Genomic DNA, 26,487 nt, shown 5'->3' with positions numbered 1-26,487 from the left:
GCTTCACCTTAAGGAGTAGGGGCGCATTCGATATTGGAGTCGCCCGGCTGTGGTGAACACCGGCAAGGAGGGGCACATGGCTGATCGGACGCTTCGCGGCACGCGCATCGGCGCGACAAGCTTGCAGGGCGAAGAGGGTGTTGAACTCTCCCCTAGACGCGCCGTCGAGTACCTCACCGACCGAGGCCGCGCCTTCACCGTCATGTTTGATGCCGATGCGGAACCCCCCGTTGAGTGGGTGGATCAGAGAAGTGGAGAGGTGGGGTTTCTCGACGACGAAGCTGGGCGGACCGCCCGCACCGAGTTCGAGGAAAAAGAAGCCTCTCAACGAACGCCCTGGGACATGCTGATCGAGCGCCGCAGCCGCGAGGAACTCGAAGAGCTCTTAGAAGAGCGTCTTCAGTTGCTCCGCGCGCGCCGCGGAGGCGCAGACTAGCTTCGGGGTTGGCAGCTAGATAGGGAGTTCATCATGGGACGCATCCACATCGACCTGTTCACCACGCTCGACGGGGTTGCGCAAGCTCCCGGCGGACCAGAGGAAGACCCGTCAGACGGGTTTCAGTTTGGGGGTTGGCAAGCCCCGCTCATTGACGAGGTCGTTGGCCAGCAGGTGCAAGACGGGATCGCGAGCATGGACGCGCTGCTGCTCGGCCGCAAAACCTACGACATCTTTGCCGCGTACTGGCCGCACCAAGAGGGCGGAACCGACGACAGCATTGCCAGGCGATTCAATCGGGTTCCGAAGTACGTTGCGTCTCGCCAGACTCTTCATCTTGAGTGGCCCGGATCCTCACTTCTCGGCCCGAACCTCGCCGAGGCGATCAGCGAGTTGCGCGAGCGGCACGACGAGGTTCACGTCATCGGCAGCCTCGACTTTGTGCAGTCACTTCTTGAAGAGAGCCTCTACGATCAACTGACGCTGTGGGTGTACCCGATCCTGCTGGGGCGCGGAAAGCGGGTGTTCGAAGACGGTGCGATTCCCACCTCGCTCAAACTGCTGGAGCCGGTCGTCGTCTCCCCCAGCGGCGCGATCATGCAGCGCTACGAGCGCCTCGAGGGCAGACCACTCACCGGCGATATGAGCGCGCGCGACTAGCGATCCGCTGTCAGTTCAAGCCTGAACATTTCTATGTAGCGTCGGAGCAGGCTGAGGTAACTCGCCTCGGCAATGTTTGTCTGATCGGTGCGATCTCGCGTGATCTCAGCGAGCAGCGGGGCCCCAAGCCCCGCCGCGATGGCCGAGTCGAGCATGAGGTCTTCTGCGTTCCACTCGAACGCGAACCCGAGCGCGAGGTGCTCGATGCCGAGCAGTGCCTCGAAAGCGCGTGCTCCTTCCCAGCCGTCGCGGTGCAGCGTCTGCAAGAAGGTCTCGTACATCTGGAGGGTTGCCGCGTCGCGCACGGGAGTTGTACTGAGTACCTGAATCACGTTGGGGTGGTTTGTGAAAGCGCGGTAGTACGCAACGCCGAAGCGGTGCATCGCCTCGGGCCAGGGCAGGTTCACGATGGCGGGATCGTGGATCTCACTCACCACCAGCTCCCGCACCAGGTCAACGATCTCCTGTTGCCCGCTGACGTAGTGGTAGAGCGAGGGTGCGCGAACACCCAGGCGCCTCGCAAGCGCCGCCATAGTGCAGGCGCTCCATCCGAACTCATCAATAATGTCAAGCGCAGCCTGCGCAATGAGAGCCTCGTTGAGCGGCGGACGGCGCGGACGCCCGGGCTTGCGTGGCTGCAGTTCTAGGCTTCGCGGTGCGCTCATCGTTGAGGCCCCCTCTCGAGTGTTGGGGATCATATCCGTAATGTTTCAGCTTGGTAAAGCCTTGAATCAGACCTTGCGCAAGAAATCTACGGCCATTAGCTTTATCAAAACACGTCGGCTTGCACAGGCGCAAGCTGCTAGCGAGAGAGTTGGCGACGCTATGACAACGCCCATCCCGACCATCAGCGGGTTCGACCGTATTGCCCCCGAAGACTCCCCCTCCCGAGAACTCACAATCTCACACGCGCGTAAGTCGTTTATGACGCCGGAGAAGGTCTCCCTGAACGCGATCGACGACGTGTCGTTCTCGATCAAGCAGGGTGAGTTCTTTGTGATGCTTGGCCCCTCGGGCTGCGGGAAGACCACGCTGCTTCGCAGCATTGCCGGGCTGGAAACGCTCGACGAGGGTCAGATCTTGCTCGGCAGCCGCCGCATCGATCAGCTCGCTCCCCACGATCGCCCGGTCAACACGGTGTTTCAGTCGTACGCGCTGTTCCCCCACCTCACGATCTCCGAAAACATCGCGTTTGGTCTGCAGATGGAGCGCAAGTCAAAAGCCGAGATTCGCGACCGCGTCCAAGAGATGTTGGATCTCGTGCAGCTCTCGCAGATGGCCAACCGCAAGCCCGACCAGCTCTCCGGCGGCCAGCAGCAGCGTGTGGCGCTCGCCCGGGCCCTTGCCAAGCAACCGGAGGTGCTGCTGCTCGATGAGCCGCTCGCGGCACTTGATCTCAAGCTTCGCCGCGGTATGCAGAGCGAACTCAAGCGCCTGCAGCGCACGACGGGTATCACCTTCGTGTTTGTGACCCACGATCAAGAAGAGGCCCTGAGCATGGGCGACCGGATCGCGGTGTTTAATCAGGGGCGACCCGAACAGATCGGCACACCCGAAGAAATCTACGAGAAGCCGGTCAGCCGCTTCGTCGCCGACTTCATCGGTGAGACCAACTTCATCAAGACCCCGGCTACCAGAGTGGATGTCGGGGGCGACGATCTCATTCAGGTGCAACTGCCGGGTGGCGATCCCGTGGTGCTGCCAAAGTCGGTTCCAACACCCGACGGTACCGTCACGGTTACGATCCGCCCGGAGCGGATCAGCCTCGCCCCGGGCGGACACCGCTTTGCGAGCGGCACGATCTCAAAGCTGGTCTACATGGGCACGGACCTTCGCTGCACCATAGCGCTCGACGACGGCACTCAGGTGAGCGTGCGGGTTCCGCCGCCGTTTCACGAGGGACTCCAGCCGGAAGCTCTTGTTTCGCTCTATGCAGAGACGACCGCGCTGCGGCCGCTCAGCCCCGAACCCGCTGAGGTGCGCTCATGAGTGTGCAGGCGCCGGAGCGAGCGCAGGATCCTGCCAGCCAGACAACACCCGCGACAGCAGCGAAACCAAACCGTCTGCGCACCCCGCGCCGACCGGGCCAACTGGGGTGGCTCGCGAGCACACCGGCGATCATCATTGGCCTGCTCTTTACCGTTGGCCCGCTCATTATCATCGTGCTGTTCTCGTTCATGTCGCGGCCGCCGCAGGGTGGCGGTGTCGTTTACGACTTCACGCTCGATCCCTACATCGGATTCCTCTTCCAGAGCGACTTCGTCGGTAACACCACCTTCGATCCTCGCTATCTGCAGGTGTTCGGGGACTCGCTCTGGCAGGCGCTGGTCACGACCGTCATCTGTCTGCTGCTGTCATTCCCGCTCGCCCTGTGGATGGCGACTCGCTCCACAAAACTGCAGAACTTCCTCGTGCTGATCGTGACGATCCCGTTCTGGACGAACCTGCTCGTGCGCACCTACGCCTGGATGCTGATCCTGAACGACAACGGGATCATCAACAATGCGTCATCTGCCCTGGGCTTCGGCAAGATGGAGTTGCTCTACACCCCCTTCGCCTCGCAGCTCGGCCTGATCTACACGTTCCTGCCGTTTATGGTGCTGCCGATCTACGCGTCACTTGCGGGCTTCGACTTCCGGCTCGCGGAGGCCGCGTACGATCTCGGCGCGCGCAAATGGGCCGTGATCCGGCGCATCATCTTGCCGATTGCGACTCCGGGAATCATCTCGGGTGTGCTGCTGGTGTTCATGCCCGCGTTCGGCTCGTACGTGCAGCCCGTGTTGCTCGGCGGCGGCAAAGTGCTGTTGATCGGTAACCTCATCGCCTCACAGTTTGGAGATGCCCGCAACTGGCCATTCGGTGCAGCACTCTCCGTCATCATTCTCGTCATGCTGATGATCGCGCTCATGGCGATCGCGTTCTACTCCCGAAAGTCGGGACGAAAGGTGGAGATCTCGCTATGACCTACACCGATGCAACCAAGCCCGTCAACGCCGTTAGTCGGCGCGACCGCAAACCGTCGCGTGCGCTTCGCCTGCGGGACTTTCCGGGCGTGGGACCCATCTCGATCTTCGCGCTCATCTTTCTCTACGTTCCGATCATCATCACGACGATCTACGCGTTTAACGACGGCTCCTCCGCGCTGGTGTGGAAGGGGTTCAGCTTCCGCTGGTTCGGAGAGGTCGCCCAGAACGCGAACCTGATGAGTTCGGTCTGGGTCTCGCTGCAGATCGCGATTGTCGCAACCGTCGTCGCCACGGTCTTCTCGATCCTGTTTGCGCTGTCGGTGGAGCGGCTACGCAGGCAGGGTAGTGCGATCGCCACCGCGATCCTGACCGCCCCGCTTGTGATCCCGGAGATCGTGCTCGCGGTCGCAACACTCGGCTTCATTCGCATGATCGGGCTGCAGCCCGGAATGTTCGCGCTGATCCTCGCCCACACCTCGTTCTGCATCCCGTTCGCGCTCATGCCGATTAGGGCGCGCCTGAAGGGCCTCGGCAACACCTACTTCGAAGCTGCGACGGACCTGGGTGCGACGAACCTGCAGGTGTTCCGCAGGATCACACTCCCGCTGCTCGTACCGGGCATCATCTCGGGGGCGATCCTGGCGTTTGTGATCTCGCTCGACGACTTCATCATCTCGAATTTCCTCTCGGCCGCGGGGGCGACCCCGCTGCCGGTGTTCCTGTTCAGCCTGATTCGACGCGGCGCGAGCCCAGCCGTCAACGTGGTGGCAACCATGCTGCTTGTGCTCGCCATCGTCGTTACCACCATCACGTTCCTGCAGTCTCAACGAAGGAGTAACAAACATGCGTAATTCACTGCGAAAATCACGGGTCATCTCGGCGCTCGCCATCGGCGCGGTCGGTGCCCTCGCCCTCACCTCGTGTGGAGGTGGGGTGAGCGATAGCGGCGGCAACGATAGCAGCGACAAGGCTTCATCGAAGTACGTCGAGGCGACGAGCGGCGAGCTCAACCTCTACACCTGGAGCGACTACTTTCCTGACGAGCTCGTGAAGAAATTCACGAAAGACACGGGGATCAAGCTCAACGTCGACTACTACGACAGCAACGAGAACCTCGAGGCCAAACTGCGCGCCTCCGACGGAGCGGGCTACGACGTCGTAGTGCCGAGCGACTACATGGTCGAGATTCTCAAGAACGACAACCTGCTGATGAAGTTCGATTCTTCAACCCTGCCAAACGGCGGCAACATTAAGGACGACTTCCTGGATGTCTACTTCGACGAGGGTCGCCAGTACTCGACCCCGTACCTCTACGGCACGACGTCGTTCGCCTACGACAAGGACGTGATCAAAGAAGATCTCACCTCGTGGAATGACTACTTCAACCCGCCGGCCTCGGCTGGCAAGGTCGGCATTATGAACGACCAGGTTGAGGTCGTGAACTCGGCGTTGCGCGCAACGGGTGGCGAGTTCTGCACGACTGACGGCACCGAGCTGCAGGCGGCACAGGATCTACTCACCGCATTCAAGCCGCACGTTGGCACGATCAACAGCGACGCGATCCTCGAGCGCCTCGCAAACGGCGAGCAGTCGATGGCGATGATCTGGAACGGTGCCGCGCACCGCGCGATGCAGGAGAAGCCGTCACTGACCTACGTGTACCCGAAGGAGGGCATCGCGCTGTGGCAGGACAACTTCACGATCCCGTCGGGCGCCAAGAATGTCGACCAGGCCAAGACCTTCTTGAACTGGATGCTTGATCCCGAGAACATGGCCGTCGCCGTGAACTTCCAGGCCTACGCCTCGGGTGTGAAGGGCACCGACGAGCTGATGTCGCCAAAACTCGCGAAGAGCGAGGCGATCGTGATTCCGAAGGGCTACGATCTCGCGAAGCCGGTGAAGCCCTGCAGCAACGAGGAGCTCACCAACTACACGAAGATCTTCGAGACCTTCAAGGGTTAATCACTCAACGGCTAATCGTTGTACTTACGTGGGCGTCGCAGCAGAGCTGCGGCGCCCACTGCTATGCCGGCCACAGCGCACAGGCCCCAGAGGGTCGCGATTGCGGATCCGAAGCGGAGCGCGGGAGTTTCACCCTCAACAAGCGGCACCTCCGCGACCATCGCGTCGGCGGTGAACGGTTTCAGCCGGGCGAGATCCGTGCCGTCGGGAGCAACGACCGCGCTCGTGCCGACGGTTGAGATGTTGACGAGAGCGCGGCCGGTCTCGATCGCCCTCATGCGAGCGATCGCGAGCTGCTGGGCACTCTCGTCGGTGTGACCGAAGTCGGCGTTGTTGGTCTGCGCAAAGATCACTTCGGCGCGGTCTCGGGTGAGCTCCACAGCCTGCTGGTCAAAGATGATGTCGAAGCAGATCGCGAGGCCCGCTCGCACGGTGCCTGCCTCGGTCGTCACATCGATCACCGGCGAGCGCTTGCCGGGAGTGTATTCCAGCTGCACCAGGTCCACAAGATCGGGAGCGAGCGCGTGGAAGAAGTCGCGGTTCGGCATGTACTCGGCGAACGGCACAGGGTAGTTCTTGTCGTAGCGCCCCGGCTCTTCGCCCGCGCTCCCCCACACAAGCGTGCTGTTGGTGTAGGTGCCGTCTTCGTTTGGCATCACCGAGCCGATGACGATAGGCGCGTTCGCGCGATCCGCAAGTTCTTCAACTTGGAACCGGCCAATGCGGTTTCCAGCGAAGTTGAACTCGGCACTATTCTCGGGCCAGACGATCACATCGACGGACTCGCCCTTGGCTTCTAACTTGTCGAGCAGGGTTTTGGTGGCCCGAATGTGATCGTTCAGCACCGCACCAGATTCACGGTCATCAAAAATGCCCGATTTCGAGTTGCCCTGCACCGCGGCAACCCGCAGGGTGCCCCGAGAGTCGAGGGCGGCATTGGGAACCAGCGCGAGCAACACAAGAAGTGCCAGAGAAGCGGCAGCGGCAACAAGGGGTGCATACCTGCGGAGCACAGGATCGCTGAGTACAGGATCACCGGGCACAGGATCACGGAGCGCAGCAGCCTCCGAGGCTTTCTGGCTTCGGGTCATAAACCACACGGCTACTGGCACCGCGCAGGCCAGCGCGATGAGACCGCTCAACCCGGCGAACCCCACCCACGAAACAGACTGCGCGAGCGGGCCGTCTGCCTGCGTGTGGACGAGCCTGCCCCAGGGGAAGCCGCCATAGGGCAGGGATCCCTGCACCTGCTCGCGCGCGACCCACAACCCCGCCACGGCAAGGGCTTGAGCGCCAGCGAGCAGCAGCGGTCGCCGGACAAGCCATGAGGTGATGGCCATTCCGCGGGTCGTGAGTGCCGCAAGGAACCCGAACAGCGCAAACCAGATAATCATGAGGCCACACAGGCCAAGCCACGGCACGGGCCCGAGGTACAGCGTCAGCCACGAAATGTGAGGCATCCAGAAAGCGGCACCAGCGGCAGCACCGATGAGGGCTCCGCGCCAGATCCGCTGTTGCCACAGCGCGACCAGGATCACGGCGACCCCCGGGAACACCACCCACCACCAGCCGAGTGACGGCGTCGCGGCGTCAAGCAGCAAACCACCCACGATGGCGAGGAGCAGCGCCTTCCACAGCGAAATCCGTGGCACCGTTTCTGACTGCGTCATCAGCTTGAACTCGAGGCTTCGACAATGCCACGACGAATGCTCCGTTTTGCCTCACGAGCAAGACGGGCGAGGTCGCCGAGCCGATCCTCATCGAGCTCTGCGCGCACACCGGCTTCGCAAGCCTGAGCGATCTGATCGAGCAGGTCAATGGTCTGTTTCGACCAGCGCACAAAGTCTCCGGCGCCGATACCGGTGTCTTCAAGCAGGCGCTCGATCGAGATTCCCCGAGACCACGCGTGCATGGTTGACGCGAGGCCCGCGTGAGGCATTTCAGTTCGGGGCAGGCGGTGGCGCTCCGCGAGATCGTCCAGTTGCACCCAGGTATCGAGCACACGGTCGTGCGCGGCAGCAAACGCCGCACCACCGGGCAACCGGGGCTCAATGTCATCGTCTCGGCGCGGCTCATAACTGAGCACACAGCACATCGCGGCGAGGCCAGCAGCGTCGAGGCCGCGGAAGGCATCGTGACGGAGGCACTCGGCAACGAGCAGGTCGCGATCACCGTAAATTCTGCGCAGCAGCTCACCCCAGGGGGTCACCTCGGGCTCACCCGCCGCGCCCTCGAGATACTCAAGCTGCAGCAGTTCTTCGACCACCCGCTCGAACGTGCGCGCAATAGTGCCGGTGCGGGAAGCGATCTGGCGCCTTCCGCGCTCAACCTTGCGGCGCAACTTGCGCGCTCGATCCTCCCAGCGCTTACGGTCAGAACCGTGTGCGCGGGCCGCTGCCGCGTCGTAACTCGCCAGCGATTCTTGTTCGGCGCGCAGTTCGCGGGCCTGATCCACCACTGCGCGGTCCGTCTGGAACTGCGCAAACGACAGCTCCAGGGTGTCGCGCGCAACCTCAAAGTTCATGCGCTGCAGCAGGTTCACGGTCATGTTGGCTGTCGGGCGGAAGCTGGACTTCACCGGGAAGGATCGCGCGCCCGCGAGATGCGCGAGCGATTCGAGCTCGACACCGTCATTCCAGACAACGATCGCGTGGCCCTCGGTGTCGATGCCGCGGCGACCGGCGCGACCGGTGAGCTGGGTGTACTCCCCCGAAGTCAGCGCCACGCGCTCTTCGCCATTGAACTTGTCGAGGCGCTCGATCGCAACGGCCCGAGCGGGCATGTTGATGCCGAGCGCCAGTGTTTCGGTTGCGTACACGAGTTTCACGAGACGGCGCTGAAACAGCTGTTCGACCACGGTCTTGAAGGCGGGCAGCAGTCCCGCATGGTGCGCGGCGATGCCTCGTTCGAGGCCCGCGATCCACTCGCTCACCCCGAGCACCCGGCGCTCTTCATCGCTCATGTCGGCGATCTCTGCGAGGGCTACCTTGCGAATCTCGTCGCGCTCCTCGCGGGTCGTCAGACGGATGCCGTCGTACAGGCACTGTCGCACGGCCTGGTCGCAGCCATTGCGACTAAACACAAACACGATCGCTGGCAGCAGCTCTGTCTCGTCGAGTGCACGCGCGATGTCGGCACGCGACACTCGTTTGGTGCGCACGGGAGCGCGGCCCCGGCTGCGCTGGTTTTGATCGTACTGATTGCGGCCGTGCTGGTTACGACCGTGCTGACCACGCGCGCTGTGGCTACGATCGTGGTGGTTACGTCCCCCGCCCGCGCCGTACTCGCTGCTTCTACCTCGTCCGCCCTCGCGGTTGCCCCGGCTGCCTCTTCCCTCAAGCATCCGCAGCTCAGGGTTCAACCGGCCTCGGGCCACCAGCCCACCGTCTTCGCCAACGTAGAGCGGCAGCAGATCCTTCGAGGTTAAGACGTGCTGGTACAGCGGAACCGGGCGATGCTCCGAGAGCACAACGTCGGTGTCGCCGCGCACCGCGTGCATCCAATCACCAAACTCTTCCGCGTTCGACACGGTCGCAGAGAGTGATACCAGTCGCACCTCACGCGGTAGGTGCAGAATAATCTCTTCCCACACGGCCCCGCGAAAGCGGTCGCCCAGGTAGTGCACCTCGTCGAGCACCACAAACGCAAGATCGTGCAGAGCCTCTGACTCGGCGTAGATCATGTTTCGCAGCACCTCGGTTGTCATTACGACAATTGGCGCGTCCCCGCGAATGTTGGTGTCGCCGGTGAGGAGACCAACCTCGTCTTCACCGTACTCAGCGCAAAGCTCGTGGAACTTCTGGTTCGAGAGCGCCTTGATGGGTGCCGTGTAGAAGATGCGCGCGTCTCGCTCGCGCCGTGCGAGGTACACCGCGAACTCCGCGACCGTGGTCTTGCCCGATCCCGTCGGCGCCGCGACCAACACGCTGCGCCCCTCTTCCAAGCGCTCACAGGCGGTGATCTGAAAGGTATCTAGTTTGTAGCCGAGGCGGGCAGAGAACTGCGCGAGCGCGGGGTAGTCGCTCACGCGGCATCCTTGTCGTCGGTGGTCGAGAGATCGTAGTTGGCGAACTCAGCGGCTCGGCGTTTATCAACGCGTCGGTCGTGCAGGATCGCTATGCCCGCCGCCGCGAAGTACAGCACAACAATGGGCGCGGCCAGCAGGAACATGCTCAGCAGGTCTGCCGCCGGGGTGGCGATACCCGCGAAGAGAATGATGACGAGCAGTGCGATGCGCCAGCTCTTCAAGATTGATGCACCGCGCACCACACCAATAAAGTTCAGCATGACGAGGAACACCGGCAGCACAAACCCGACTCCGACGACAAGCAGCAGTTTGGTCGCAAAGTCGAGATAATTGCGCGCATCCAAGAAGAATGCGTCCTTCTCCGGCTGGAACGACGCCATGAGTCTCACAATATTGGGAAGCACGATCCACCCGGCAAACGCACCACCAAGAAACAGCGGCACTGCAGCTCCGAGGAAAGCCACACCATAGAGCTTCTCGCGCCTGGTGAGCCCCGGAGCGACAAAAGCCCAGATCTGGTAGAGCCACACGGGCGAGGCAACAATCACTGCGACGAACAGCGCGATCTGCATCTTGGTATTGAACGCGCCCGTGATGTCGCCGTACGCAATAGTTGCTTGACGCCCCTGTTCGTCGAGCTGTTCGATGGGAACACGAAGAATGTCCCACACCCACGCCGACAAGAACCAACCAACCACGAGTCCAACGACAATCGCAACGGCCGAAATGAACAGCCGTTTGCGCAGTTCAACGAGGTGTGCACCGAGACTCATACGTCCTTCGGTGTTGCGCTTTTTTCGCGCCTCAGTTGCCATTCGCTCAGTTTATCCCAGGGTGCCTGCGTGTATCGCTCACGCGTCGTATGCCGCGAGGGCACGCGCGGTCCAGTCGCGCACCGCGGCGCACGCGGTGGCGGGTGACTCCACAATTATTTGCCCTGGCGCGACCTGAACAAGCTGGATCGCGGCGCGCTCATGCCAGGCCTCAACCGCCACGAGCACACGCTGCGCCGGCAGCTCCTGAATAACCTCGGGGTCAAACCCCTGGATGCTCGGCAACAATTGCGCGGGCAGCGAGGCGGTCAGTGTAAAGCTGTGCCGGTCTTCATGAGACACGGCGTCACGAGGGGGGTGAGGATCCTCCCCCTGCGTTGTCTCGACAGCCTCGAGCAGCTGAAGCTCGCTCATGTGGCCAAGCCGGAAGGTTCGTGCGGCATGACGGTCGTGGCACCACGCGCGCAGGTACCAGGAACCACCGTGCTGCGAAAGCTCAAGCGGATCCACCTTACGAGAGGTGTGGTGCCCCGCGGCATCACGATACTCAAACGCGAGCACTCGCTGCTCTTCAATCGCGGATACCGCGACCGGCAAGCGCGCATCCTCTCGATCTGCGGTGACGGTGAGCGCGGCAGTTCGTTCGGGATCGCCGAGCGCTGCACCAAGCTTCTCTGCGGTTGCGCGGGCGAGCTCCGCCGATTCCCCGGGCAGCACACCTGTCAGGGCGTGCAATCCCGCGATCAGCGCAGCGGTCTCTGCGGGAGCGAATCGTGGCGCATCATCGACACCAACCACCTTCGTGAGGCTGACGAGATCGTCATGTTCGAACGCGTCCCAGTTGATGTCGAAGAGGTCATCGTCTTGGTAGGTGAGCGTCTCACCGGGAACGCCGGCCGTTCCAAGTATCGTCACGAGTTTGCGCAACAGCGATGGGGAGACATCAAAAGCCGCGGCAAGCTCGGTCACTGTTGTGGGCCCGTGTTCGGCCAAGTAGGGAACGAGCGAAAGGAGCAGCATCACCCGGTCAGAACTCAGTACAGCCTTATGCATGTTTGCCCTCCGCGTGAGCGTGCGCAACGGCACGGAGGCGGTTCACAACGAGTGTGCGCAACTCGTCCGGGGCAATCACCGTCACGTCTGATCCGTAACCGACAAGCTCGGCGGCGAGCACGTGTGCATCGAGCATGCCGATCACGAGCTCGGGTTGCTCGTTCTCATCGCGTTCTGCACCGCGCTCTGGAATCACACCAGCGTTGACCACCACTCGCGGCGTCAGCCTGGCCTCAGCAACACTGCCCTGCCGCACCCGAACTGTTGCGAGCTGGCTTTCACTGCGGTGCAGCAAATCAGCCACGATGCCGTCCGCGCGATCGAACAGCTCAGCGTCGAAAGTCTCGGGGCTAACACGAACATCACCCGAGATTCGTGACAGCAGGAACACACGGTCTGCGTCTCGCTGCAGATCCCAGGCAATGAGGTGCCAGCGACCGTCGAGCCGATGCAGTCGAAGCGGTGCGACCATTCGCAGGAGCGGGGTATCTCGTCCAGGAAGCGTGTAGTCGAAGCGGACCACAACCCCTGCGTCAATTGCGCGCTGCAAGGGAGCAGCGGCGGGTTCTGCCGTGCCCAGACGCGGAGCGACCCCCAGGTGCTGAACGTCGAGCCCGGCACCCAGTGATTCAAGCTTCATGGCAGCGCGGCGGGACTCGGCACTCAGACTGCCCTCGCTCCAGGCAACCGCCGCGAGCCGCAGCAACATCAGCTCGCGCTCGCTGAAGCGCAGGTCTTCAGGAAACTGCAACAGCTCCTTTGAAATGCGGTAGCGCGTGAGCAAATTGTTGCCCGGCTCTAGCGGAGAATCGAGGGTCTCGATCTGAATGCCGAGCGACCGCAATAGCTCTTTGTCGCGTTCGAACTGCCGGTCGAGTGTGGCGTTGTCGCCACCGCGCCGGTAACGCTCAGAGTATCCGTACACCGACGAGAGCAGTGAACTCTTCGTCAGGCCTTCGGTACTCGCAACCAACGCGAGAACTAGACCGAAGACCCGCTGCTCGCTCGGAACGGTTGAGCGTTCGGGGGTGTTCGACACTCGTCAGCTGACTCCGAGGATGTCAACAACAAGAACGCGAGCCTTTCCGCCGGTGTTCTCGATGATCACGACCTGTGAGCCAACGGTCTTGCCGGTGAGCTCGGTGCGGAAGGTGTTGCCCGACTGAGAGATCTGAGCCTCGTTGCCGAGCGCCTTGATACCGTCTGTCCAGGTGTCAGAGAGAAGCTTCTGAGCGTTGTCGGTGACCGTCGGATCCCAGAGAACCTCGGTGACCTGAGCGACAACGTTTTCTGCGTCGGTGACCGTCGCGCCGTCGCCCTCAATGCGCACCGCAGAGCGGGTACCCTCGGGAGCTTTAACTGGGGGAACAACAACGCCGGGCCGACCTTCGTCGTTGGTCACCACGGCCGGGAAGCCGTTTGGCAGCCCGCGCATCTTGCCCTGAGCACGAAGTGGGCTTTCCGCGACCACGTCGATCACACCGACGAGCGCGGATCCCTCGTCGCCGCTAATCTGGGCGGCGTCTTTGGCCGAAATACCAACAACCACGCGGTCACCAACGGCGGCGCAGCGCACCGCTTCGCTCACGGGGTTCGACTGCTTCTTAGAAACCATCAAAAACTCGGGTCCGGCTGCCTGCCCGCTGAAGGCGGGGCTTGCGTAGACGGGAGCACTCGTCTTTGCATCGAAGAGTGCCATGTTGATGGACACGAGAGTATCTTCTCCTGCCACCTCGCTGCGATCTTTAGCTTTCTCAGCGAAGGATCGCTGCGAAACCTCAATGTCAACATCCTTCGGGATGGTCACATCGGGCAGCTCGCCGAAGCCGTTCTTTACCTTGACACCGTCGCTCAGCGCACCGGGCTTCAACTGCGAAACGCAGTCGCTCGACTGATCCTGCTGCGCACTGCAAGCAGTGAGCCCCGTGAGTAGCAGCACGGCGGCGGCAGTAGCGGGAACAATTCGACGAAGCATATGCACCTCTGCAAGAGACTGTGTGTGGTTGATCCTTGCGGATCCTCCAAGCGTGTGAACTCAGCTATCCTATCGAATCCTGGCTGGGATCCTGCACGCCGCGCTCCTCAGCGAACTTCCTCGCGTCCCGAACTTTCTTGCGCAGAATCTTGTCGCTCTTGGGACGTTCACCCACGCTCTCAGGATCCCAGGCCTCGGGGTTGCCATCGGCTCCGAGGTCGGGCAGCCAGGTCGCCAGGTCTTCGTCACTGAATTCGCTCTTCGAGGCGCGGCGCTTAAGCTCTGGGAGCACTGTGCCAGGTGCGAGCCTGCGCGCGGTGATCAGGAAGCCTGTGTGCGCCACCATGCGGTGGTCCGGCCGGACGGCGAGCCCCTCGACGTGCCAACCGCGCACCATGGTTTCAGAAGACTGCGGGTGGGTAAACAGGCCGCTCCGCTGCAGCTGCTCAGCGGTTCGCGAGAGCTGGGTCACCGTTGCAACGTAACAGATCAGCACGCCGCCCGGCTTCAGAGCCGTCGCAGCAACATCGACGCACTCCCACGGAGCGAGCATGTCGAGCACCACGCGGTCGATTGACCCCGCCTCGCAGCGCGAGGGGAGCGCGTCTTGCAGATCCCCCACTGTGATGCTCCAGTTCTCGGGAACCGAACCCGAGAATGCCGCAACGTTGCCGCGGGCAATATCGGCGAACTCCTCGCGTCGCTCGAAAGAAAACAGCTCACCCTCTGCGCCGGTAGCGCGCAGCAGGTGCAGTGAAAGTGCGCCTGAGCCAACACCGGCTTCGACCACGCGGGATCCCGGGAAGATGTCGGCGAGCGACACGATCTGCGCGGCATCCTTCGGATACACGATCGCCGCGCCTCGCGGCATCGACATCACAAAGTCTGAGAGCAGCGGGCGAATCGCGAGGTATTCTTCACCGTTGCTGTTGACCACAACGGAGGCGTCGGGCAGTCCCACCAGCTGCGCGTGCGGGATGATGCCACGGTGGCTGTGAAACTCGCCGTCGGGAACCAGGGTGATCGTATTGATGCGCCCCTTTGGGCCGGTGAGCTTGACGCGATCACCGTAGCCAAGCGGTCCGCTGGGTGAGGGGGTGTGCGTTGTGTTCTCTGTCACTTACTTGCTTCCGTCTGGTTGTGAACTACGGGCGTCTCCCCGCAGCTGAGTAAATCGTTGGCTCAGGATCGTTGCGTCGATCCCAGCCAGTGTCGGCCAGAGCGCGTGGCTCGGTGCCTGGCTCAGGTCGATGAGGTTTGGCACCCCGATCGCCACCGCGCCCGCGGCGTGTGCCGATCGCAGCCCCGTCGGGGAATCCTCAATTGCGACGCAGTGCTCGATCGGCACGCCGAGCATGGCGGCGCCGCGAAGGTAAGGATCGGGGTCGGGCTTCTCTTTCGCCACCTCGTCTCCCCCGATAATCGCTTTGAATGATCCTGCTGGCAGCATCCCAACCACCGCGTCGGCGATCGGCCGCACCGCCATCGTGACGAGCGCGCTCGGGATCCCGGCTGTCTCGAGCGACGCAAGCAGTTCAACGGCACCGGGCCGCCACGCCGGTTCACCCTTCAGCAAGCCCGCGATGACCGCGTCGCGCCACTCCGCAATAATCTCGTCCGACGACATCGGCACACCAAGCTCTTGAAACCTTGCCGCCGCCGCGCGCAGCCCGGAGCCCACCAGCCAGTGCTTTACTTCATCTGTGAGCTCGATGTCGTACCGCGCGAGCATCACGAGTTCGGCCTCAAGCCAGAGCGGTTCGGAGTCAATCAGCGTGCCGTCCATGTCCCACAGCACGGCCGCGGGGGCCGAACTGGAAGGGGGCATGGAAGAAACTTTGCTCATCCGAGCAAGTCTATCCAGCCGCGGTCGATATTCTAGAGAGAATCACCTGTCTCACCGACCCACCTGTTTTAGGAGCCCACACCAGTGACCGAATCCGATTCCCAACACCCTCGAGTGCTCATTATGGCGTTCCAGGGATGGAGCGACGCGGGCGACGCCACGACCGAGGTGCTCCAGCATCTCGGTGGGCTCATCGATGCCGAGGTGCTGCACGTGATCGCGGCGGAGGGCTACGTCGATTTTCAGGTGCATCGCCCCAAGCTGGTGTTTGACGAGGCCGGTAATCGAGTTCTTGACTGGCCGGACACCCGCCTTCTGGGGACGGTGCAGCGGCCGAGTGCGGTTCCCGAGGCGACCAGTGAACTCGCTGCTGAACTCTCGACCGAGCTCGCCAGCGAACTCGCAGCTGAACTCGCCGCCGAACCCCGCACTGAGGATCCTCAGGCGGAGACACTTCGACGACTCGACGGCACTCCCGTTACCGATCTCTTTTTGCTTGCCGGAGTTGAGCCCGCGCGTGACTGGCAGAATTTCGCCGACGAGGTGCTCGAACTTGTTGATGTGTGGGCGATCGACACCGTCATTATTTTGGGTTCGATGTTCTCAGACGCGCCCCACTCGCGCCCGATCGTCACGACTGTTTCGACCGAGAGCGCGAAGCGCCGCGCCGAGACCGGTGCCGTGCGCAGCAGCTACGAGGGTCCGGCGGGGATCGCCACCGTCATCGATCTCGCACTCGCGGAAGCCGGGATCGCTCCCATCTCGCTCTGGGCCCAGGTGCCCCACTACGTGCACAGCACGCCTTCGCCCAAGGCGACACTGGCTCTGCTCGACAAGCTCGAGGAAGTGCTCGACATCGTGATCCCCCGCGGCGAGCTGCTGGCGCAGGCAAATGAGTGGGAGTCGAACATCAACCGGATCGCCGCAGCTGACGACGAGATGTCGCGCTACATTCGCAGGCTTGAGGAGTCGCGCGATGAGGCGCTTGCTGCCGAGTCGACGGGCGATGCGATTGCGCTCGAATTCGAGAAGTTCCTCGAGGATGACCGCGAGTCGAAGCCGAAGTTTGAAGATCCGGATGAGGATCCCGGGTTCGAAGGCCCGCGAGCGTAAACCTCGGCCGTTCTGCGCCGACTGGACGCTTCCCATGAGCGGCCAGGTTACCGACGAGTGACCAGGCTAAATACACGTAGCTAAGGCAGGCTCTCGTTGCTTGCCTCGTCATTGGTCAGCGAAAAACCCTAGAGCGTCACCCCGAGCAGCGCCGAAACCGCATCCGCGATCAGCTGAGGATCGTCGACGCCACGATCAAGTGCCGCATCGAGAGTCGCGAGCATGACGGTGGTATCAAGATCGTTAGCGAGCGCCGCGCGCAGCTGTTGCAGTACCGCGAGCGAGGAGGCAGGGTCATCGCTCTGACGGGTGAGCCCCTGTTGCCAGCCCTTCAGCCGGCGAGTCGCGACCTCGAGGTCGCCGTCGCTCCACTCCCACTCCGAGCGGTAGTGATGCGCCAGCAGGCCGAGTCGAATAGCGGACGGATCCGCCCCCGCATTCAGCAGCTTCGAAACGAAGACGAGATTGCCGCGCGACTTCGACATCTTGTGTCCCTGATACGACACGAGTCCGGCGTGACAGTACGCGTGCGCAAGCGGGGTGCCGGACAACGCTGTTGCGTGGGCGGCCGTGAACTCGTGGTGCGGGAAGACGAGGTCTTCGCCACCACCCTGCACCGTGAACGCACCGCCGAGCGCGCGCGTCGCGATGACCGAGCACTCAACGTGCCAGCCGGGGCGCCCCTCGCCCACTGGGCTCTCCCAGCTGGGCTCACCCTCGCGGGCTGAACGCCACAGCAGCGGATCAAGCGCATTACGCTTGCCGGGTCGCTCAGGATCGCCACCGCGCTCAGCGCTCAGCTGCAGCATGATGCTGTGCTCGTAAGGGGCAACATCGCCGAGCCGCCACTGCGAAGACTGCTGCGCTTCATCGATGTCAAAGTAGATGTCGTGGCCGACGGCACCCTCCGTGGGTACTTCGTACGCAAACCCGAGTTGTTTCAGCTCGCGCACGGCCTCCGCGATCTCGATGATCTGTTCGGTGACCGCAACGTAGTGCTCGGGCGGGATCATGCCCATGCGGTGCATGTCTGAGCGGAAGAGTCCGATCTGTTCTTCAGCGAGTTCTTGCCAGTCGACGTTCGTGGCGTTTGCGCGCTCAAGCAGCGGATCATCGATGTCAGTGATGTTCTGCGCGTACACGGTTTCGATGCCGGCGTCACGCCAGGCCCGCTGCATGATGTCGAAGGTCAGGTAGGTGAACGCGTGCCCGAGGTGGGTCGCGTCGTAGGGGGTGATGCCACACACGTAGAGAAGAGCGCGGCCATCGGGGATGGCGGGGTGCTCAAGCCGTTGTTTTGCCGTGTTGAACAGCTTGGGGGTCAGTCCCTCCCCCGGCAGCTCGGGAAGAACGGGCGGAGTCCAGGTTCTCACAGAGCGACCCCCGTCGTCTGCTGGGCAATACCGGCTGCAGAGCTGCCACCATCGGCCGAGAGCACACCGGTGCTCAGCAGCACGATGATCGCGATACCAACAACCACGCGGTAGATCACAAAAGGCAGGAAGCTGCCCTTCGAGATGTACTTCATAAAGAGGCCGATCACAAAGATCGCAACGATAAACGCGACCACGGTGGCGATCAGCGTCATGCTCATGGGGGTCTCAGATTCAGGAGCCTTCAGCGCTTTGTATACCTGGTAGAAACCGGAGCCGAGCACGGCCGGGATCGCTAGCAGGAACGAGTAGCGAGCCGCGGCCTCACGCTTGTAACCCATGAAGAGACCCGCGGTGATGGTGCCGCCGGAGCGTGACACACCGGGGATCAGCGCGAGCGCCTGGGCGAAGCCGTAGATGAGGCCGTGCTTCCAAGTGAGCTTTTCGATCGGGCGCACCTTTTGGCCCACACGATCCGCGACGCCGAGCAGCAGACCAAAGACGATCAGGCTGATCGCGACGAACCACAGCGAACGCAGGGTCGTTTCGATTTGATCCTGAAACAGCAGGCCGAGCACCACGATCGGCACCGTGCCGATGATGATCCACCAGCCCATGAGGGCGTCGGGATCCTTGCGCGGCACCGATCCCGTCAGCGAACGGAACCAGCGGCCGATGATCCGCACGATGTCGCGCCAGAAGAACACAATCACGGCGGCTTCGGTGCCGATCTGCGTGATTGCGGTGAACGCGGCACCCGCGTCACCAATGCCCATAAGCTCGCTCGCCACTCGCAGGTGTGCGCTCGACGAGATCGGAAGAAACTCGGTCAGGCCTTGCAAAATGCCGAGCAGGATCGCCTCGATGATTCCCATGTTTCCTTTCACAGCGAGGGGGTCTCGCCCAGCCCAGACTCACGCAAACGTGACGGGGCCGCCGTCCAGAATAGCCGACGGATCCTTAATATGCGCGAAGCGGGTCAGTGTATGTGTGCAGCAGATCGGTGTATGTGCGACACAGGTCGGTGTGTGCGAAGCGGATCAGTAAGTGCGGAGCAGATCGACGAGCACACGGTGACCGAAGTCGATCGCGTCGAGTGGCACCCGCTCGTCTACGCCGTGGAACATGCCGGGGAAGTCGAGATCTGCGGGCAGCCGCAGCGGGGCAAACCCGTATCCCGTTATGCCGAGTTTCGAGAGCGCCTTGTTGTCGGTGCCTCCAGAGAGCAGGTAGGGCAGCACGCGTGCCCCAGGGTCTTGGCGCTGCAGACTCGCGGTCATCGCGTCGGTGAGTTCACCGCCGAAGGGAACCTCAAGGCCGATGTCGGAGTGCACCACCTCGATTTCGATGTCGTCACCCACGATGCGCTGCACACCCTCGAGGATCGTCGCCTGATCTGCGGGGATCGCCCGCACGTCGACCAGCGCCTCAGCCGTATCAGGGATCACGTTGTGCTTATACCCCGCGGTCAGCACCGTCGGGTTACTCGTGTTGCGCAGGCTGGCGTGAACGAAGCCACCACCCTTGCCCAATCGCATCACGAGGTCTTCGGCGCCGACCTCGGTGGGATCCTCGCCGAGAATCGCCGCGAGCTCATCGATCAGCTCGCGGGTCGTGTCACACAGATTCAGCGGCCACTCGTGCCGCCCAAGCGCCGCCACTGCCTCGGCGAGCCTGGTCACCGCGTTTTCTTGCCAGACCCGCGAACCGTGGGCCGCGGTGCCGCGAGCGCGCAGCTTGATCCAGTCGAGGGATTTCTCGCCGGTCTGAATCAGGTAAGCGCGGGTGCCTTCAACGTCGATCGAATAGCCACCGACCTCGCTGATCGCGGTTGCGGCTCCTTCAAACAGTTCGGGGTGGTGTTCAACCATGTGGTGCGAGCCGAGCTCACCGCCGGCCTCTTCGTCGGCAAAAAAAGCAAGAATCACCGTGCGGCGGGGGCGCTCGCCAGCACGCAGGAGTTCTGCGATGGCCGTCAGGATCATGGCGTCCATATCCTTCATGTCGACGGCGCCGCGACCCCAAAGCATGCCATCTTTGATGACCCCTTCGAACGGATCCACCGACCAGTTCGCCGGATCGGCTGGCACAACGTCGAGGTGCCCGTGCAGCACGAGGGCAGGTAGCTCGGGATCCGCACCCTCAACACGCGCGATGACACTTGCGCGGCCTGGATTCGATTCAAAAATTTGCGGTTCAAGCCCCAGCTCAGTGAGATAGGCGGCCACATAGTCGGCAGCTGGCCGCTCGGGTTCCGCATCTCCGCCGCCACGGTTTGTGGTGTTGATACGAATGAGATCACGCGCGATGCGCACCGTTTCAGAGAGCTGCTGCTCCCCCTCGTCTGCAGTTGCCAACATGTCCACCAGCGTATCTGGCCTCGACTGGGAGCGGGCAAATTTCATGACACCGCGTGAAGTTTGGAAGTTAAAGTACGATGGGACTTGAACTAAAGTTCGACATCACGAACAATATAGTTAGGGCCACCAACCACTTGAACGAACTCGACAGGAGTCACGCATGAACCGCGGTCAATTCGCACGACGGACCCTCGCATCGATTGCGACGGTGGTGCTTGCGATCACCGCAGCGGGCTGCAGCTCGCAGGGTGGCACGGGTGGCGGCGCTGCAAACAGCGGCACCAACAGCACCAACAGCACCAACAGCACCAGCAGCAAACCCGTCGTGCTCACCACGTTCACAGTGCTTGCCGACATTGCGAAGAACGTTGCCGGTGACCACCTAGAGGTCGAGTCCATCACCAAAGTGGGTGCCGAGATTCACGGCTACGAACCCACCCCCGGCGATATTCGCAAGGCTGCCAATGCCGATCTGATCCTCGATAACGGCTTGCACCTTGAGGCCTGGTTTGAGCGGTTTGTCGCAGATCTCGATGTGCCACACGTTGTGGTGTCTGACGGAGTCGAGCCCATCGATATTGCCGAGGACACGTACGCCGGCAAACCAAACCCGCACGCCTGGATGAGCCCTCTCAACGTTCAGATCTATGTCGACAACATGGTCGAGGCGTTTAGCAAGCTTGACCCTAAACACGCCCACGACTACGCCACCAACGGCAAGGCATACAAGGCCGAACTGCAGAGCGTGCAAGATGAGCTGGTGGATCAGCTGGCCACCCTGCCCGAGAAACAACGAGCGCTTGTGAGCTGTGAGGGTGCGTTCTCGTATCTCGCGCGAGACGCTGGGCTCACGGAGCAGTACATCTGGGCAGTGAACGCCGAACAGCAGGCAACCCCAAAGCAGATCGCGGCGGCGATTAAGTTTGTGCGCAAGAACGACGTGCCTGCGGTGTTCTGCGAGTCGACCGTGTCGGACGCGCCCGTGAAGCAGGTTGTAGATGCCACCGATGCGAAGTTTGGCGGCACACTCTATGTTGACTCACTCTCGGAGGCCGACGGCCCGGTGCCCACCTACCTCGACCTGATTCGTTACGACAGCGACCTCATCGCTTCTGCGCTGACGGGAACAGAGCTGACGGGAACAAAGCCGACAGACACAAAGCCAGCCAGCACAAAGCCAACCAGCACAAAGCCAGCCAGCACAAAAGAGGACAAGTCATGACTACGCCCGCGATCCAGGTCACCGACGTCACGGTGCACTACGGCGAGGTGCTCGCGCTCGACCACGCTTCGCTGAGTGTCGCGCCTGGCCGCGTATGTGGGCTGATCGGCATGAACGGCTCCGGCAAGTCGACCATGTTCGGAGCCATCATGGGTCGCCTGCGGCCAGACACCGGAAACGTACTCATCAATGGCGAGAACCCCGCGAAGGCCCGCAAACAGGGCACGATCGGATACGTGCCACAGAGTGAGGCCGTGGACTGGGCGTTTCCGCTGTCGGTGCGCGATGTTGTGATGATGGGTCGCTACGGCGGGATGGGGATCACGCGCCGACCACGACGCGCCGACCACGACGCAGTTGATCGCGCTCTTGAGCGCGTCGAACTCACCGAGTTTGCGGGGCGGCAGATCGGCCAGCTCTCCGGAGGACAGAAGAAGCGCGCATTCGTTGCGCGCGGGATCGCGCAGGGCGCCACAACGCTGCTACTCGATGAGCCGTTCGCCGGAGTCGACAAGCGATCCGAAGCGACAATGACCCGCCTGCTGCGTGAACTGGCGAGTGACGGGGCGACGATCCTCGTTTCCACCCACGACCTACACGCCCTGCCCGCGCTCGCCGACGAAGCGGTATTGCTCATGCGGCGTGTGCTGATGCACGGCTCCCCCGCGGAAGTCTTGAAACCGGAGAATCTCGCCCTCGCGTTTGGGCTTGATGTGCTGGACAGAGCAGAATCGCAAGACAGCACAGAACCACAACACAGCCCCCACGCACAAGACAGCGAGGACGCCGCATGAACCCCCTCGACTTTTTCCTTGAGCCGCTGAGCTACGACTTCATGGTGCGAGCACTCGCGACCGCTCTTGTTGCCTCGATCGTGTGCGCCGTGCTGTCGTGCTGGCTCGTGCTAGTTGGTTGGTCCCTGATGGGCGACGCGGTGTCGCACGCGGTGTTACCCGGTGTTGTGCTCGCCTACGTTGTTGGCGCGCCGTTCGCGCTCGGAGCCGTGATCTTCGGATTTCTCGCGGTTGCCCTCATCGGAGCGGTGCGCGACACGAGCCGAGTGAAAGAAGACGCGGCCATTGGGATCGTCTTCACGTCACTCTTTGCGCTCGGTTTGGTGCTCATCTCGGTAACCCCATCCCAAACCGACCTCAACCACATCATCTTCGGGAACCTGCTCGGGGTGTCGTGGGCGGACCTGCTGCAGGTATTGATCCTCGGTGCTGTGACGTTCGCGATCCTCATCGTGAAGCGCCGCGACTTCACGCTCTTCGCGTTTGATCCCACGCACGCGCACGCCATCGGACTCAACCCGCGTGTGCTCGGCGCCGCCCTGCTCGGTTTGCTCGCGCTGACTGCGGTTGTGGCGCTGCAGGCGGTGGGTGTGGTGCTCGTCGTGGCGATGCTGATCATTCCGGGGGCTATGGCATACCTGCTGACGGATCGTTTCAACCGCATGCTCGTCATTGCCCCGGCCATCTCGGCACTGTGTGCCGTGATCGGCCTCTACGTGAGCTACTACCTCGACACGGCGACCGGCGGCATGATCGTGTTGACACAGGGAGTGGCGTTTGCGCTGGTCTACTTCTTTAGCCCCCGGCACGGGCTGATTGTGACGCGTCTGCTTGCTCGGCGACGCCGCTCTCGGGTGACTGCCGTCACCGCTCACTGAGCCAGGTGAGCACCTGCTGCGCGTGGGTGTTCGGCGGAAAAATCGGGTAGAAGGCGTGCTCGATCACGCCGTCCAAAACAACGAGAGTCAGTCGCGAGTACAGTCGCTCGTGTCCGGGCGCGGCGAATGTGGGCAGCCGCAGCGCGTCGGCGAGGGCAAACGACGGATCCGAAAGCATCTCAAACGGGAGCCGCAGGCGCTCGACCACCTCGGATTGGTACTCCGGATCCTGACTCGACATCCCGAACACGTGCTGCACACCGGCCTCACGTAAGTCTTCGAAGTGATCCCGAAAATCACACGCCTCCGTCGAGCACCCGCGCGCGCCGGGGATACTGTCCCAGCCGTCAGGCAGGTCAACCCCGGGGCGACCCGTCAATGGATAGAGATACAGGATCGACCTCCCCTCACCGAGCTCTGAGAGTGTCACGGTTCGCCCGTCACTCGTCGTGAGCGCCAGCGCGGGCATGCGCATGCCCGCGAGGTGAGCGGCGGCCCCGTCGTCCTGCGGAACGGGCAGCCCCTTGGGAAGCTGAGAAAAATCGGTCACGGTGTTCTCCTTTTGGTGCGTCGATTTTTGATGCGTCGATTTCTGGTGCGTCGATCGGTTCGCGCTGAGATCAAGTCGGGACTGCAGCGCGGCGCGGCGCTCGGCAAGGGCCGCGATCATTCGATCCAGCTCAGAGATGGTGTCTCGGTAGACGACGAGTGAGCTCACACATTCGTCGCCGTGTTTGTGGCCCGCGTCGAGGCACTCCACAAACGGACCAGCGCGGTTCGGCGCGATCCCGGCGGCACTCAGCTCGCGGATCTCGGAAACGACTCGCAGATGCTGCTCGTTGAAGCTGCGGTAGCCATTTTCTTGGCGGTCAGGATCGATGAGCCCGATCCGCTCGTAGTACCGGATCGCTTTGACCGTTACCCCGGCGCGCTGCGCCAGCTGCCCAATGTGCATTGTCTACCTCCACGCACACTGTAAACCCTGCCCCCTGGGTCAGGGTCAAATCTCACCCAAAGACCCCGCCAGCTACGCCACGTGAACCCAAGGTCGGCAGGTGTGCCGCGGTTCTGCCTCGCGCAGCACCTCGCGCGTCACCGCCGCGATCTCGCCCTCGCCGAAGAGCAAAAATCGGATGAGGTTCGCGACAGGGTTGCCCTCGGTCCAGCGGAAGTAGATGTGAGGCATGCCCCCTGTGCGATCCCGAAGCTCGATCAAAACTGCCGCAAGCGTGTTTGGCACGTTGCTGCTTGTGATCGAGAGCACCCGGTAGCCGTCCCGGACCTCACCGTGCACCACAAGTTCTTCTTCAAAGTCAGAGCTGTCGCCAATCGTCACCTCGATAAACCACGGCTCCAGATCAGAAAGACGGTGCGCGTGCTGAGCGTGCACGAGCTTCAACGGGTACCGCGAGGTGGGCCCGGGCTCTCGGGCGATGAGGTCGATGCGTTCCGCGGTGCGCTCGGTGATCCATCGCTCTGCCTGGGAATCGAACGCGATTGTAAGCGCGCGCAACTCCGTCGAGCGGGCCACGCGCGACACAAAACTTGTCACGAGGATGCCCAGGATGAAGCACCCCGCGATTTTTATGCCCTCTGGCCGCTCAACGATGTTCGTGACGGTCGTGTAGAGAAACACCAGCGTGATGATCGCAAACGCTATCGCCGATTTGCGCTGCCGCTGGCGTTTTGCAGACAGCGTTACGGCCACGGCAGCGGACGTGATCAATACGAGCACTCCGGTCGCGTACGCACCACCCTGGGCGTTTACGTCAGCCTGGAACAGGATCGTGATGAGCATCCCAATACCCGTGAACACGAGCACTAGGGGGCGGATCGCGCGAGCCCATCGAGGCACCATACCCAGACGCGGGAGGTAGCGCGGTACCAGGTTCAGCAGCCCCGCCATGGCAGAGGCCCCCGCAAACCAGAGGATGGCGATGGTGACGAGGTCGTATGCCGTCCCAAACCCATCCCCCAGGTATTCGTACCCGAGGTACGCAATCGCTCGCCCGTTGGCGGCACCGCCCGGCTGAAATTCGGCCGCCGGGATCAGCATCACGGTCACGATAGATGAGGCAATGAGCAACACACTCATAATGAGTGCAGAACTCGTCAGCAGGCGATGCGCTCCCCGAATACGCCCCTGAGGTTGCTTCTCGGTGTCGTCGGCATCGCCCTTGATCTGCGGCATCACCGCGACTCCGGTTTCAAACCCGGAAAGTCCGAGTGCCAGCTTCGGAAACACAAGCAGTGCGATTCCAACCATCACCAACGGGCTACCGTGTTGTGTGGTGAGCGCTCCCCACCAGTCGTTTACCGCGGTGGGGTGTGCCGCCAGCTGAACAAACGAGACCACAAGAACGGTAACGTTCAGCAGCAGAAATGCTCCGACGAGGTAGGTCGCGATGCGGATTGCTTCCGCGAAGCCCCTGAGAAATACGGTGCCGAGTGCCGCGAGCAGCACCAGCGTGATGACAACCTCTTGGCCGTGCAGCGCCTTCGGCACGAACGGGTTCTCCACGAAGTGAGCCGTCGCGTCAGCAGCCGAGAGCGTCATCGTGATCATAAAGTCGGTCGCGGCAAATCCGAGCAGGGCGAGGATCGCAAGCTTGCCGCCCCACCGAGGCAGGAGTTTTGCGAGCATTGCGATCGAGCCGGCGCCGTGTGGGCTCTCACGCGCAACCCGACGATAGATCGGCAGTGCGCCGGCAAGCGTAATCACCACAAGGATGATTGTTGCGAGTGGTGCTAATAGTCCCGCGGCGAGGGCCGCGATCGCTGGCTGGTACCCGAGCGTCGAGAAGTAGTCAACACCACTGAGGCACATGACTCGCCACCACGAGGCCTTACGCCCACCATCGGGCTTGCCGTGCGGGCCCGTGTGAGTACCGGGTGCCTGTGCCGTGTCGGCAAGCAACCACCTACTTAGCCCCCCAGAAGTCATGCTGCCACTCTATCCACTCTTTGAATAGGCTGGACCACCTCTATCACGACAAAACAAAAGACCCCCGGCCTCGAGATTTTCATCTCAGGCCGGGGGCCTTTCTCA

The 26,487-nt window shown here is 62.4% G+C and carries 24 protein-coding genes; 10 read left to right on the top strand and 14 right to left on the bottom strand.

What is annotated here, in order from left to right; all coding sequences use genetic code 11:
* Positions 1-76 precede the first annotated feature (76 nt).
* Positions 77-436 carry an RNA polymerase-binding protein RbpA gene (locus G7068_RS00460; RefSeq protein WP_166287350.1) on the top strand — a complete coding sequence of 120 codons (360 nt, stop codon included), beginning with the start codon at positions 77-79 and terminating at the stop codon, positions 434-436.
* A gap of 33 nt (positions 437-469) precedes the next feature.
* Positions 470-1,096: a dihydrofolate reductase family protein gene (locus tag G7068_RS00455; protein ID WP_166287347.1), complete on the top strand. Its 627-nt coding sequence runs from the start codon at positions 470-472 to the stop codon at positions 1,094-1,096.
* Here the strand turns inward: G7068_RS00455 and G7068_RS00450 are convergent.
* Entirely contained in the window at positions 1,093-1,761 is a 669-nt protein-coding gene (locus tag G7068_RS00450) for a TetR/AcrR family transcriptional regulator (protein WP_166287343.1), read from the bottom strand. The genes G7068_RS00455 and G7068_RS00450 overlap by 4 nt on opposite strands.
* 160 nt (positions 1,762-1,921) lie before the next feature.
* Here G7068_RS00450 and G7068_RS00445 point away from each other — a divergent pair, with 160 nt between their 5' ends.
* From G7068_RS00445 to G7068_RS00430, 4 genes are read left to right on the top strand one after another with little or no spacing between them, the layout of a single operon-like run.
* The gene (locus tag G7068_RS00445) at positions 1,922-3,085 is read left to right on the top strand and encodes an ABC transporter ATP-binding protein (protein WP_166287341.1); all 1,164 of its coding nucleotides are present in this window, start codon (positions 1,922-1,924) and stop codon (positions 3,083-3,085) included.
* Positions 3,082-4,059: an ABC transporter permease gene (locus G7068_RS00440; RefSeq protein ID WP_166287339.1), complete on the top strand. Its 978-nt coding sequence runs from the start codon at positions 3,082-3,084 to the stop codon at positions 4,057-4,059. Before G7068_RS00445 ends, G7068_RS00440 begins: the two co-directional genes overlap by 4 nt.
* Positions 4,056-4,913, top strand: a complete 858-nt coding sequence (locus tag G7068_RS00435) for an ABC transporter permease (protein WP_166287336.1) — start codon at positions 4,056-4,058, stop codon at positions 4,911-4,913. The genes G7068_RS00440 and G7068_RS00435 overlap by 4 nt, the downstream gene beginning before the upstream one ends.
* On the top strand, positions 4,906-6,024 hold the full coding sequence (locus G7068_RS00430; protein WP_166287333.1) for an extracellular solute-binding protein: 1,119 nt from the start codon (positions 4,906-4,908) through the stop codon (positions 6,022-6,024). Before G7068_RS00435 ends, G7068_RS00430 begins: the two co-directional genes overlap by 8 nt.
* A gap of 11 nt (positions 6,025-6,035) precedes the next feature.
* Here the strand turns inward: G7068_RS00430 and lnt are convergent, their stop codons facing one another.
* The 8 genes from lnt to G7068_RS00390 all read right to left on the bottom strand — a co-directional run bounded on the left by lnt (position 6,036) and on the right by G7068_RS00390 (position 15,698).
* Positions 6,036-7,694, bottom strand: a complete 1,659-nt coding sequence (lnt, locus tag G7068_RS00425; protein ID WP_166287330.1) for an apolipoprotein N-acyltransferase — start codon at positions 7,692-7,694, stop codon at positions 6,036-6,038.
* Positions 7,694-10,051, bottom strand: a complete 2,358-nt coding sequence (locus G7068_RS00420) for a DEAD/DEAH box helicase (protein ID WP_166287327.1) — start codon at positions 10,049-10,051, stop codon at positions 7,694-7,696. The genes lnt and G7068_RS00420 overlap by 1 nt, the downstream gene beginning before the upstream one ends.
* Complete coding sequence (gene tatC / locus G7068_RS00415) at positions 10,048-10,866, bottom strand: twin-arginine translocase subunit TatC (protein WP_244304568.1); 819 nt, start codon at positions 10,864-10,866, stop codon at positions 10,048-10,050. The genes G7068_RS00420 and tatC overlap by 4 nt, the downstream gene beginning before the upstream one ends.
* A gap of 36 nt (positions 10,867-10,902) precedes the next feature.
* Positions 10,903-11,877 (bottom strand): helix-turn-helix transcriptional regulator, encoded by a 975-nt coding sequence (locus tag G7068_RS00410; protein WP_166287324.1) that lies wholly within the window; start codon positions 11,875-11,877, stop codon positions 10,903-10,905.
* Entirely contained in the window at positions 11,870-12,916 is a 1,047-nt protein-coding gene (locus G7068_RS00405) for a helix-turn-helix transcriptional regulator (RefSeq protein ID WP_166287321.1), read from the bottom strand. Before G7068_RS00405 ends, G7068_RS00410 begins: the two co-directional genes overlap by 8 nt.
* A 3-nt stretch (positions 12,917-12,919) precedes the next feature.
* Positions 12,920-13,852, bottom strand: coding sequence for a peptidylprolyl isomerase (locus tag G7068_RS00400; RefSeq protein ID WP_166287318.1), 933 nt, complete (start codon positions 13,850-13,852; stop codon positions 12,920-12,922).
* 64 nt (positions 13,853-13,916) lie between these two features.
* Entirely contained in the window at positions 13,917-14,972 is a 1,056-nt protein-coding gene (locus G7068_RS00395) for a tRNA (adenine-N1)-methyltransferase (RefSeq protein ID WP_166287315.1), read from the bottom strand.
* Positions 14,973-15,698, bottom strand: coding sequence for an HAD family hydrolase (locus tag G7068_RS00390; protein ID WP_244304566.1), 726 nt, complete (start codon positions 15,696-15,698; stop codon positions 14,973-14,975). It lies immediately after the preceding gene.
* 84 nt (positions 15,699-15,782) lie between these two features.
* Between G7068_RS00390 and G7068_RS00385 the strand changes: the two genes are divergently transcribed.
* Positions 15,783-16,811 (top strand): proteasome assembly chaperone family protein, encoded by a 1,029-nt coding sequence (locus G7068_RS00385; protein ID WP_166287313.1) that lies wholly within the window; start codon positions 15,783-15,785, stop codon positions 16,809-16,811.
* A gap of 128 nt (positions 16,812-16,939) precedes the next feature.
* Here G7068_RS00385 and mshC read toward each other — a convergent pair whose 3' ends face one another.
* The 3 genes from mshC to G7068_RS00370 all read right to left on the bottom strand — a co-directional run bounded on the left by mshC (position 16,940) and on the right by G7068_RS00370 (position 20,544).
* On the bottom strand, positions 16,940-18,184 hold the full coding sequence (gene mshC, locus G7068_RS00380) for a cysteine--1-D-myo-inosityl 2-amino-2-deoxy-alpha-D-glucopyranoside ligase (RefSeq protein ID WP_166287311.1): 1,245 nt from the start codon (positions 18,182-18,184) through the stop codon (positions 16,940-16,942).
* Entirely contained in the window at positions 18,181-19,059 is an 879-nt protein-coding gene (locus tag G7068_RS00375) for an undecaprenyl-diphosphate phosphatase (protein WP_166287309.1), read from the bottom strand. The genes mshC and G7068_RS00375 overlap by 4 nt, the downstream gene beginning before the upstream one ends.
* A 165-nt stretch (positions 19,060-19,224) precedes the next feature.
* Positions 19,225-20,544: a M20/M25/M40 family metallo-hydrolase gene (locus G7068_RS00370; protein WP_166287307.1), complete on the bottom strand. Its 1,320-nt coding sequence runs from the start codon at positions 20,542-20,544 to the stop codon at positions 19,225-19,227.
* Positions 20,545-20,704: 160 nt separating this feature from the next.
* On the opposite strand from G7068_RS00370, the gene G7068_RS00365 reads away from it, so the two are divergent.
* The 3 genes from G7068_RS00365 to G7068_RS00355 are packed head-to-tail and all read left to right on the top strand — an operon-like array spanning position 20,705 to position 23,438.
* Positions 20,705-21,766, top strand: a complete 1,062-nt coding sequence (locus tag G7068_RS00365; RefSeq protein WP_166287305.1) for a metal ABC transporter substrate-binding protein — start codon at positions 20,705-20,707, stop codon at positions 21,764-21,766.
* On the top strand, positions 21,763-22,560 hold the full coding sequence (locus tag G7068_RS00360; RefSeq protein WP_166287303.1) for a metal ABC transporter ATP-binding protein: 798 nt from the start codon (positions 21,763-21,765) through the stop codon (positions 22,558-22,560). Before G7068_RS00365 ends, G7068_RS00360 begins: the two co-directional genes overlap by 4 nt.
* On the top strand, positions 22,557-23,438 hold the full coding sequence (locus tag G7068_RS00355) for a metal ABC transporter permease (protein WP_166287301.1): 882 nt from the start codon (positions 22,557-22,559) through the stop codon (positions 23,436-23,438). Before G7068_RS00360 ends, G7068_RS00355 begins: the two co-directional genes overlap by 4 nt.
* Here the strand turns inward: G7068_RS00355 and G7068_RS00350 are convergent.
* Together G7068_RS00350 and G7068_RS00345 are read right to left on the bottom strand one after the other, a co-directional pair.
* Positions 23,425-24,393, bottom strand: coding sequence for a MerR family DNA-binding transcriptional regulator (locus tag G7068_RS00350; RefSeq protein ID WP_166287299.1), 969 nt, complete (start codon positions 24,391-24,393; stop codon positions 23,425-23,427). The two genes, G7068_RS00355 and G7068_RS00350, sit on opposite strands and share 14 nt — an antisense overlap.
* 72 nt (positions 24,394-24,465) lie before the next feature.
* Positions 24,466-26,382: an APC family permease gene (locus G7068_RS00345; RefSeq protein ID WP_425280486.1), complete on the bottom strand. Its 1,917-nt coding sequence runs from the start codon at positions 26,380-26,382 to the stop codon at positions 24,466-24,468.
* Between the last annotated feature and the right edge of the window lie 105 nt (positions 26,383-26,487).

The sequence above is a fragment of the Leucobacter viscericola genome (assembly GCF_011299575.1).
In the GTDB taxonomy this organism is placed as follows: Bacteria; Actinomycetota; Actinomycetes; order Actinomycetales; family Microbacteriaceae; genus Leucobacter; species Leucobacter viscericola.
Note: the sequence above shows the minus strand (reverse complement) of the source record. Positions and strands in the feature narration are given on the sequence as shown.

Coding starts and splice junctions, on each gene's coding strand:
- G7068_RS00445 (WP_166287341.1), top strand. CDS start 1,922: ATGACAACGCCCATCCCGACCATCAGCGGGTTCGACCGTATTGCCCCC.
- G7068_RS00440 (WP_166287339.1), top strand. CDS start 3,082: ATGAGTGTGCAGGCGCCGGAGCGAGCGCAGGATCCTGCCAGCCAGACA.
- G7068_RS00410 (WP_166287324.1), bottom strand. CDS start 11,877: ATGCATAAGGCTGTACTGAGTTCTGACCGGGTGATGCTGCTCCTTTCG.
- G7068_RS00460 (WP_166287350.1), top strand. CDS start 77: ATGGCTGATCGGACGCTTCGCGGCACGCGCATCGGCGCGACAAGCTTG.
- tatC (WP_244304568.1), bottom strand. CDS start 10,866: ATGGCAACTGAGGCGCGAAAAAAGCGCAACACCGAAGGACGTATGAGT.
- G7068_RS00370 (WP_166287307.1), bottom strand. CDS start 20,544: ATGTTGGCAACTGCAGACGAGGGGGAGCAGCAGCTCTCTGAAACGGTG.
- G7068_RS00430 (WP_166287333.1), top strand. CDS start 4,906: ATGCGTAATTCACTGCGAAAATCACGGGTCATCTCGGCGCTCGCCATC.
- G7068_RS00365 (WP_166287305.1), top strand. CDS start 20,705: ATGAACCGCGGTCAATTCGCACGACGGACCCTCGCATCGATTGCGACG.
- G7068_RS00435 (WP_166287336.1), top strand. CDS start 4,056: ATGACCTACACCGATGCAACCAAGCCCGTCAACGCCGTTAGTCGGCGC.
- lnt (WP_166287330.1), bottom strand. CDS start 7,694: ATGACGCAGTCAGAAACGGTGCCACGGATTTCGCTGTGGAAGGCGCTG.
- G7068_RS00350 (WP_166287299.1), bottom strand. CDS start 24,393: ATGCACATTGGGCAGCTGGCGCAGCGCGCCGGGGTAACGGTCAAAGCG.
- G7068_RS00345 (WP_425280486.1), bottom strand. CDS start 26,382: ATGACTTCTGGGGGGCTAAGTAGGTGGTTGCTTGCCGACACGGCACAG.
- G7068_RS00450 (WP_166287343.1), bottom strand. CDS start 1,761: ATGAGCGCACCGCGAAGCCTAGAACTGCAGCCACGCAAGCCCGGGCGT.
- G7068_RS00400 (WP_166287318.1), bottom strand. CDS start 13,852: ATGCTTCGTCGAATTGTTCCCGCTACTGCCGCCGCCGTGCTGCTACTC.
- G7068_RS00455 (WP_166287347.1), top strand. CDS start 470: ATGGGACGCATCCACATCGACCTGTTCACCACGCTCGACGGGGTTGCG.
- G7068_RS00355 (WP_166287301.1), top strand. CDS start 22,557: ATGAACCCCCTCGACTTTTTCCTTGAGCCGCTGAGCTACGACTTCATG.
- G7068_RS00360 (WP_166287303.1), top strand. CDS start 21,763: ATGACTACGCCCGCGATCCAGGTCACCGACGTCACGGTGCACTACGGC.
- G7068_RS00375 (WP_166287309.1), bottom strand. CDS start 19,059: ATGGGAATCATCGAGGCGATCCTGCTCGGCATTTTGCAAGGCCTGACC.
- G7068_RS00390 (WP_244304566.1), bottom strand. CDS start 15,698: ATGAGCAAAGTTTCTTCCATGCCCCCTTCCAGTTCGGCCCCCGCGGCC.